This is a genomic window from Pseudomonas sp. FG86 (assembly GCF_057808775.1).
The window spans coordinates 20,807-28,584 of record NZ_JBMDIS010000083.1 but is presented as its reverse complement, the minus strand read 5'-3'; the positions used below and the strand labels follow the sequence as shown (position 1 = coordinate 28,584).

The 7,778-nt window shown below is 63.8% G+C and carries 8 protein-coding genes; 2 read left to right on the top strand and 6 right to left on the bottom strand.

The features are described from left to right. Positions 1-422: 422 nt before the first annotated feature. From ACODSV_RS30060 to ACODSV_RS30050, 3 genes are read right to left on the bottom strand one after another with little or no spacing between them, the layout of a single operon-like run. Positions 423-1,019 carry a glutathione S-transferase family protein gene (locus tag ACODSV_RS30060; protein ID WP_150055668.1) on the bottom strand — a complete coding sequence of 199 codons (597 nt, stop codon included), beginning with the start codon at positions 1,017-1,019 and terminating at the stop codon, positions 423-425. Between the two features lie 38 nt (positions 1,020-1,057). Next, a complete protein-coding gene (gene mug / locus ACODSV_RS30055) occupies positions 1,058-1,570 on the bottom strand; it encodes a G/U mismatch-specific DNA glycosylase (RefSeq protein WP_150055669.1) in 513 nt (170 codons plus the stop codon). Next, entirely contained in the window at positions 1,567-2,529 is a 963-nt protein-coding gene (locus tag ACODSV_RS30050; RefSeq protein WP_150095492.1) for an AraC family transcriptional regulator, read from the bottom strand. Before ACODSV_RS30050 ends, mug begins: the two co-directional genes overlap by 4 nt. A gap of 100 nt (positions 2,530-2,629) precedes the next feature. Here ACODSV_RS30050 and ACODSV_RS30045 point away from each other — a divergent pair, with 100 nt between their 5' ends. Beyond that, positions 2,630-3,865 (top strand): MFS transporter, encoded by a 1,236-nt coding sequence (locus ACODSV_RS30045; protein WP_024074773.1) that lies wholly within the window; start codon positions 2,630-2,632, stop codon positions 3,863-3,865. A 44-nt stretch (positions 3,866-3,909) separates the two neighbouring features. Further along, a complete protein-coding gene (yghU, locus tag ACODSV_RS30040; RefSeq protein ID WP_069075738.1) occupies positions 3,910-4,743 on the top strand; it encodes a glutathione-dependent disulfide-bond oxidoreductase in 834 nt (277 codons plus the stop codon). A gap of 123 nt (positions 4,744-4,866) precedes the next feature. Here yghU and ACODSV_RS30035 read toward each other — a convergent pair whose 3' ends face one another. The 3 genes from ACODSV_RS30035 to ACODSV_RS30025 are packed head-to-tail and all read right to left on the bottom strand — an operon-like array spanning position 4,867 to position 7,608. Continuing rightward, the gene (locus ACODSV_RS30035) at positions 4,867-5,793 is read right to left on the bottom strand and encodes a sugar ABC transporter substrate-binding protein (RefSeq protein ID WP_150054642.1); all 927 of its coding nucleotides are present in this window, start codon (positions 5,791-5,793) and stop codon (positions 4,867-4,869) included. Positions 5,794-5,812: 19 nt separating this feature from the next. Further along, positions 5,813-6,592, bottom strand: a complete 780-nt coding sequence (locus ACODSV_RS30030; protein ID WP_150054641.1) for a TIM barrel protein — start codon at positions 6,590-6,592, stop codon at positions 5,813-5,815. Then, a complete protein-coding gene (locus ACODSV_RS30025; protein ID WP_024074777.1) occupies positions 6,592-7,608 on the bottom strand; it encodes a Gfo/Idh/MocA family oxidoreductase in 1,017 nt (338 codons plus the stop codon). Before ACODSV_RS30025 ends, ACODSV_RS30030 begins: the two co-directional genes overlap by 1 nt. Positions 7,609-7,778: the final 170 nt, after the last annotated feature.

The following is a 7,778-nucleotide window of genomic DNA, read 5'->3' as shown; positions in this document are numbered from 1 at the left end:
ATCGGGGGGTAAGCCCCCCTCCCACATTTGGACTGTGCAAGCCTTCAATGTCGGCAGGTCTGCAGATCCTTGGCATCCACCGCCTTTGGCAACAGCGCCGGTTTGACGGGGTGTATAGAGATCAAAATGTGGGAGGGGGCTTGCCCCCGATGGCGGGGTATCAGTCAGTTCGTCCGTCACTGACCCACCGCCATCGGGGGGTAAGCCCCCCTCCCACATTTGGACTGTGCAAGCCTTCAATGTCGGCGGGTCTGCAGATCCTTGGCATCCACCGCCTTGGGCAACAGCGCCGGTTTGATGGGGTGTATGGAGATCAAAATGTGGGAGGGGGCTTGCCCCCGATTGCGGTGTATCAGTCAGTTCGTCCGTCACTGACCACCGCCATCGGGGGCAGGCCTCCTCTCTCATTTGAACTGCATCGCTTATTCAATCGGGTAACGCTTGAACGCCGGATGCTGCTCCAGCCGCTCGGCATGCCGTTGCAGATTAGGAAACGCATCCGCCTTGACCACTGATGCCACGGTGAACTGGCTGAACGACCAGGCAACCGCCGCGGTAATCGAGGCCTGGGTCAGTGCTTCGCTGTTGCCCACTTGCTTGTCCAGCAACGCATAGGCCGCGAGCAATTGGCCGGTCACGCGCTCAAGCCAGGGTGCATGCAGTTTCTCGGCCGGGCGCAGGTTGTGTTCGTAGACGATCTGCACGCTCTTCTCACAGGCTGCCAGCGCCAGTCCCAGAACGTGCAAGTCCTTGGCAAGCGCCGCCGGTTGTTGGGGCAGCAGCTTCCTGTCAGTCGGGGCCAAGGCTTCGAGGTAGTCCAGGATCAGGCTGGAGTCCATCAACACCGTACCATCGTCCAGCACCAGGGTAGGCGCCTTGACCACCGGGTTGATCTGCGCAAATTCGTTGAAGGTGCGGAACACGGACAAGGGTTCATGCTCAAAATCCACCCCGTACAAATCCAGGGAAATTGCCACGCGGCGTACGTAAGGCGAGTCCAGCATGCCGATCAGTTTCATGAAGCCTCCATTGCTATCAGGGTGACGAGCTCAAGAGATTAAGGGCACTCGGTCGCCCGGCGCAATTGTTGATACGCCTGCACCAACTGCTCCAGGCTGAACGCCAGGTTGCGCCCGCTGGGGTTGGGCAGTACCCACACTGACGCACCGCCCAACACCTTTGGCTGCAAGCCCCAGCCGATCTCGCGCTGGCCGCTTAACGCGCTGTAGCCGGACTTGCCGAGAAACGCCACGAAGCGCGGCGCGTAGTGGCGGATCTTCTGTTCGAAGCCCGCCGCCGCCTGTGTGAACTCATGTCGCGCCAGTTCACCCGCGCTGGCCGTGGGGCGTTCCACCAACGTGGTCAGGCCGCAGTGGTAGTGCAACAGCGTGCGGCCGTGCTCGGGGCGGATTTCATGGGGGGTGAAACCGGCCAGGTGCAGGGTGCGCCAGAAGCGGTTGCTGCGGTTGGCGAAGTGCAGGCCGAGGGCAGCGGAACCCTTGCCGGGGTTGATGCCGCAGAACACCACGTGCAGGTGCTCGGCGAGGATGTCTTCCAGCCCGGCGTTCATGCCGGGCTCCTGAAGCCGTGGCGGCTGGCGCCCGGCGGTTGCCCGGTGATGCGTTTGTAGGCGCGACTGAAGGCCGCCTGGGAGGTATAGCCGAGTCGGTACGCCACTTCTTCGATGGGCAGGCGCTCCAGGGTCAGCCACTGGCTGGCGAGGCGCATGCGCAGTTCGGTCACGTAACGCAGCGGTGGTACCCCCAGGGTGGCCTGGAAACGATCCGCGAACACCGAACGTGAGGTATGACAGTGCGCCGCCAGTTCGGCCACGCTCCAATCGCGCCCCGGTTGCTGGTGCAGGGCGAGCAGGGCGCCCGCCAACCGGGTGTCGCGCAAGGCGGCCGCGAGGCCCGATGCATTGGCGCAGGCGCATTCGACCCAGCCCCGCACGATCATCGCCGCCACCACATCGGCCAGGCGCGCGAGGACGCCGGCATAACCGACGCGGGCACTGGAGACTTCGCGTTCCATCACCGCCAGGATCGGCATCAAGCCGGGGTAACGCTGGCCCCCGGCGTCGATCAGCATCAAGGCCGGCATCAGGTTGCCAAGGCCCTGGATGCTGTCGAGCTCGAACTCCATGCAGGCGCTGAACAGCAGGGTGCTGGGCGGCTCATCGGGCGAGGCATTCACGGCACACACGGTATCGCCCAGCGGTGCGGCGTCGAAGCTGGCGATGTCCTGCACGGGGTCGTCCGCTTTGGACAACAACGCGTGGGCGCCACCATGGGCGATGAACACCGCATTACCGGCCGACAACTCAAAGAGGCTGCCGTCCTGCAGGCGCAGGGTCGCGCAGCCGGCGGCCAGAAAATGGAAATACGCGTGCCCCGGCTTGGCCGCAAAGCCGATACCGAACACCGGCCCGGCCTGGATGCGCCGGTACTGCACGCCGCGCAGGCGCATGCTGCGCAGCAGCTCATTGATCAGTTCGGAGGACAGGGCGAACGCGTTGTCGGTTGGCATATTCGGGGTTTCGGTCAAAAACTCAAGGGTTTGAATCATAGATCATCCAGGGAGCGGAACCTAGACTGGCCGTCACGCTAATGCCTGAGGATGTCTTGTGATGAATGATTGTGTGTCCCATGCCCCTGTCGATTGCAGGGTAGAACCGACCACGCCGGCGTGGATGGCGGTGTTTTCCCTGGCGATGGGCGTGTTCGGCCTGCTCACGGCGGAGTACCTGCCGGCCAGCCTGCTGACGCCGATGGCCCTGGACCTGGGCGTGTCCCAAGCGTTGGCCGGGCAAGCGGTCACGGTCACGGCGGTGGTGGCCTTGTTCGCCGGGTTGCTGGTGCCTGGCCTGACGCGCGGTATCGACCGGCGCCTGGTGCTGTTGGGGTTCTCCACGCTGATGATTGCGTCCAACCTGCTGGTGGCGTTCTCGTCCAGCCTGTTGGTGCTGTTGTTGATGCGCATCTTGCTGGGCATTGCCCTTGGCGGTTTCTGGAGCATGGCGGCGGCGGTTGCGATGCGCCTGGTACCGGCGGCGTTGCTGCCCCGTGCCCTGTCGATCATCTTCAGCGGCATTGCGCTGGGTACTGTCGTCGCAGTGCCGTTGGGCAGCTACCTCGGCGGCCTGTACGGCTGGCGCAGCGCGTTTGTCGCTGCCGCCGCCGTTGGCGTGGTGACCCTGGCGTTCCAGCTGTTCACACTGCCGCGCCTGGCACCCCGTGGCACCGCACGCCTGCGCACCGTGCTTGATGTACTGCTGCGCCCCGGCATTGCCGTGGGCATGTTCGGCTGCGTGCTGGTGCACACCGGGCACTTCGCGCTGTTTACCTACATTCGCCCGTTCCTGGAAAGCACCACCGGGGTCGGCCCCCAAGGGCTGGCACTGATGCTGCTGGGGTTTGGCGCGGCGAATTTTGTCGGCACGCTGCTGGCCGGGTGGTTGCTGGTGCGCAATCCCCGTGGAACCCTGGTGTTGATGCCGGTCCTGGTGGGCGTCGCTGCGTTGGCCCTGGTGCTGCTGCCGGCATCGCTGCCGGGCCAGGCGTTGCTCCTGGCGCTGTGGGGCATGGCCTTCGGCGGCGTGCCGGTAGCGTGGTCGAACTGGGTGGCACGTGCGGTGCCGGACCAGGCGGAAAGTGCCGGTGGCATGGTGGTCGCTTCGGTGCAATCGGCAATCGCGGCGGGTGCCGCTGGCGGGGGGGCGATGTTCAGTGCCACCGGCATCGACGGGGTGTTTCTGGGCGCGGGTTGCTTGATGCTGCTGGCAGCGTTGTTGATCGCCCTGCGTGTGCAGGTACCCCGGCACGCTGAGGCGGGGAGTGTGACGCACCACCCGTCTTTGGTTTAGTCTCAAGCGCTTCGCTGATCGCAAACGCTGCTGGAGTCGTAAGCATGACCGAGTATGTACCCCCGAAAGTCTGGACCTGGGACACCGAAAGCGGCGGCACCTTCGCCAGCATCAACCGCCCGATTGCCGGCGCCACCCATGAAAAGACACTGCCAATCGGCAAGCACCCGTTGCAGTTGTATTCCCTGGCCACGCCCAACGGGCAGAAGGTCACCATCCTGCTCGAAGAATTGCTGGCCCTGGGGCACCGCGGCGCGGAGTACGACGCCTGGCTGATCAAGATCGGCGATGGCGACCAGTTCGGCAGCGGCTTTGTCGCGGTCAACCCGAACTCCAAGATCCCGGCCTTGATGGACCACAGCGGCGCCCAGCCGATTCGCGTGTTCGAGTCCGGCGCGATCCTGCAGTACCTGGCCGAGAAGTTCGGCGCGTTCTTCCCCACCGAGCCAGCGGCCCGCGCGGAGTGCTTGTCGTGGCTGTTCTGGCAGATGGGCAGCGCGCCTTACCTGGGCGGTGGCTTCGGGCATTTCTATGCCTATGCACCGAGCAAGATGGAATACCCGATCAACCGTTTTGCCATGGAGACCAAGCGCCAACTGGACGTGCTTGACCAGCGCCTGGCGGTGAGCGAATACATCGCCGGGGATGAATACACCATCGCCGACATTGCCATCTGGCCGTGGTACGGCGGGCTGGTCAAAGGCCGCTTGTATGGGGCCGCGGAGTTTCTGTCGGTGCATGAGTACAAACATGTACAGCGCTGGGCGGAGGCGATTGAAGCGCGGCCGGCGGTGCAGCGTGGGCGGCGGGTGAATCGGGTGTCGGGCGAGCCCCATGAGCAGTTGGCCGAGCGGCATGACGCAAGTGACCTGGACTGATTGAGATCCAAGTGTGGGAGGGGGCTTGCCCCCGATAGCGGTGGATCAGTCACGGATGTATCAACTGACCCACTGCCATCGGGGGCAAGCCCCCTCCCACATTTTGATCACCTTATCTTCGATTTATTTGTAGCGCTGTTCGAACACCGCCACCTGTTCAGGCTTAATGAGCTCGAACGGCACCCACACCTCCGACTCGATCGGCTCGCCCTTGATCATCTTGATCGCCGACTGCACTGCCTGAGTGGCCTGGGCCTTGGGGTCCTGGAACACCGAGGCGGTGAGCATGCCACGCTTGATTGCCGCCAAACCGTCGGGCAAGCCGTCGATGCCGATAATCGCGATCTCACCCTTGGCCTTGCCCGCCTGTTGCAAGGCCATGGCCGCGCCAATCGCCATTTCATCGTTGTTGGCCACGATGGCATCGAACTGCGTGCCCGCCAGCAACCAGTTGCTGGTCAGGTCCATGCCCTTGCTGCGTTGCCACTCGGCGCTTTGCTGCTCCACCACCTTGATGCCGGGAAAGTCCTTGAGCACCTGCTTGGCGCCTTCGGTGCGGTCATGGGTGGCGTTCTGCGCGAGGTCGCCCATGATGATCGCCACATGGCCTTTGCCGCCGAGTTTTTCCGCGAGGTAGCGCATCTGCAATTGCCCGGCCTCGATATCGTTGGACGCCACGGTGACCACGCCCTTGGGCAACGTACGCTCATCCGGGTGGCGGTTGACGTACACCAGCGGCGTCTTGGCTGCCACGGCGGCGCGGGTCATGTTGGCGGTGGCGGCGGTGTCCACCGGCAGCACGATCACGGCGTCGACTTTTTGGTTGAGAAAGCCTTCGACCTGGTTGAGCTGGCGCACTACGTCGCCCTGGGCGTCTTCGAACTGGATCTGCACGTCCTGTTGTTTAGCGGCATTTTCCAGGCCGGTGCGCACGTAGGTCATGAAGTTATCGTCGACCCGAGCGATGCTCACGCCGATGCGATACGCGGCGAAGGTCCATTGGCTGAACAGCAGTAAAAACGCAGCAACAAGCAATGAATAGCGATGCATGAGGGTGTTCCTTTTATTGTTATAGGGTGAACGCTTGACGGAAACGCTCCAGGGCCAACTCACTGTCGCCGCTGGCCCAGCCTTCGAGGCCGACCACGCCGTTGTAGCCCATGGCGTGCAGGGCCCTGGCAATGGCCGGGTAGTGGATTTCGCCGGTGCCAGGCTCTTTGCGCCCAGGCACGTCGGCCACCTGGATTTCGCCGATGGCGCTGCCTGCGCGCTGGATCAGTTCGATCAGGTTTCCTTCGCCGATCTGCGCGTGGTACAGGTCCAGGTTCATCTTCAGGTGCGGGCTGCCCACCGCTTCGATCAGCGCCAGGGTGTCGTCGGCGCGGGCGAACGGAACGCCGGGGTGGTCGACCTCAGTGTTGAGGTTTTCCAGCAGGAACACGCGGCCGGCGTCTTCGCCCAGGCGCGCGATTTTTTCCAGTGTCTTGCACGCGCTCAGCCACATGCGCCCGGTGGTCTGGCTCACGGGCCGCACCGGCAGGCCGCGGTCACCCAGGCCGGTGCCGTGCAGGTTGAGGCTGGGACAGTTCAGGCGCTCGGCGACGCCGATGGATTCGCGCGCGCTGTCGAGCAGTTGGCGGATGCCGTCGGGGTCGGTAAGGCTGCCGCTGATATAGCCGGTCATCGAGGTGAAATCGGCGCCGGTGGCGGCGAGGGCGCTGATGTCCTTGTGGGTCCAATTCCAGATCTCGGCGCTGAAACCCAGTGCGTGGATGCGCTTCACGCGCTCGATGAAGGGCAGGTCGAGAAACACCATCTCGGCACTGATCGCCAGTTTGAACGGGCTCATCAGCGGGCTCCCTGCACGGCAACGGCCTTGCCGGTTTCGAACGACTCGATACAGGCGCGGGCGATCGCCAGGGCGGCGCGCGCGTCTTCACCACTGGCCATGGGCTTGGCGCCGCTGCGCAAGCAGTCGACAAAGTGGTTGAGTTCGGCGATGTAGGCGTCGCGCAGCAGGTCGGTGTCCATACGCTGGGTGTCGGCCTGGATGCCCTGGGCCAGGTAGCGCACCAGATCGGAGTCGTTGAGGCTGCCCATGCTCAGCATGCCGGCGCTGCCGAACACTTCGCCGCGCACGTCGTAGCCGTACACTGCCTGGAAGTTGGCCTCGGCGGTGGCGATGGCGCCGTTGTCGAAGCGGATCGCGACCACGGCGGTGTCGAGGAAGCCTTTGCTTTTGTACTCCGGCGCGATCAGTGCGTCGGCCATCACATACACCTGCACCGCTTCGGCACCGGGGTTGAGGTAGCGCAGGGTGTCGAAGTCGTGGATCAGGGTTTCCAGGAAGATCACCCATTGCGGCGAATTGGCCGGGTTATTGAGTGCCGGGTCGCGGGTCAGCGAGCGCAACAGCTGCGGCGTGCCGATGCGGCCGGCCGCCACGTCGAGGTGGGCGGTGCGGAAGCTCTTGGCGAAGCGCCGATTGAAACCGACCTGCAGCGGCACGCGCGCATCGGCCGCGGCGGCAATGGCGCGGTCGGCTTCGTCGAGGGTGATGGCCATGGGTTTTTCGCAGAAGATCCCCTTGCCGGCGCGAGCGGCGCTGATCACCAGTTCGGCGTGGCTGCGGGCGGGGGCGGCGATGAGGACGCCGTCGATGTCCGGGTCGTCGAGCAACTGCTGCGGGTCGGTGTAGACCTTGTCCACCCCCAGTTCGGCCGCCAGGCGTGCGGCTTGGCCGGGAGTGGGGTCGGCGATGGCGGCGAGGGTCGCGCCGGGGATGTGTCGCGCAGCGGTCAAGCCGTGGAAGCTGCCCATGCGACCAGCACCGATCAAGCCCAGGCGGATGTTCTGTGTACTCATGAAATGACCCCTTTTTATTGTTGGCCGCAGGACAGCCCTGACTGGCAAAGGGGCAGGAGCAAAGGTTATGCCAATTTATAAGTGACTGATAATTAACAGTTTATAAAATACAATAAACAAAATGTGTTCATTCTGATGACATGCCTATACTGACATGTCAAAAACATGAA

What these genes read in the sequence shown, in the direction of transcription:
- ACODSV_RS30035 (WP_150054642.1), bottom strand. Translation starts at nt 5,793, where the DNA reads ATGCATCGCTATTCATTGCTTGTTGCTGCGTTTTTACTGCTGTTCAGC.
- ACODSV_RS30030 (WP_150054641.1), bottom strand. Translation starts at nt 6,592, where the DNA reads ATGAGCCCGTTCAAACTGGCGATCAGTGCCGAGATGGTGTTTCTCGAC.
- yghU (WP_069075738.1), top strand. Translation starts at nt 3,910, where the DNA reads ATGACCGAGTATGTACCCCCGAAAGTCTGGACCTGGGACACCGAAAGC.
- ACODSV_RS30050 (WP_150095492.1), bottom strand. Translation starts at nt 2,529, where the DNA reads ATGCCAACCGACAACGCGTTCGCCCTGTCCTCCGAACTGATCAATGAG.
- ACODSV_RS30025 (WP_024074777.1), bottom strand. Translation starts at nt 7,608, where the DNA reads ATGAGTACACAGAACATCCGCCTGGGCTTGATCGGTGCTGGTCGCATG.
- ACODSV_RS30060 (WP_150055668.1), bottom strand. Translation starts at nt 1,019, where the DNA reads ATGAAACTGATCGGCATGCTGGACTCGCCTTACGTACGCCGCGTGGCA.
- mug (WP_150055669.1), bottom strand. Translation starts at nt 1,570, where the DNA reads ATGAACGCCGGGCTGGAAGACATCCTCGCCGAGCACCTGCACGTGGTG.
- ACODSV_RS30045 (WP_024074773.1), top strand. Translation starts at nt 2,630, where the DNA reads ATGAATGATTGTGTGTCCCATGCCCCTGTCGATTGCAGGGTAGAACCG.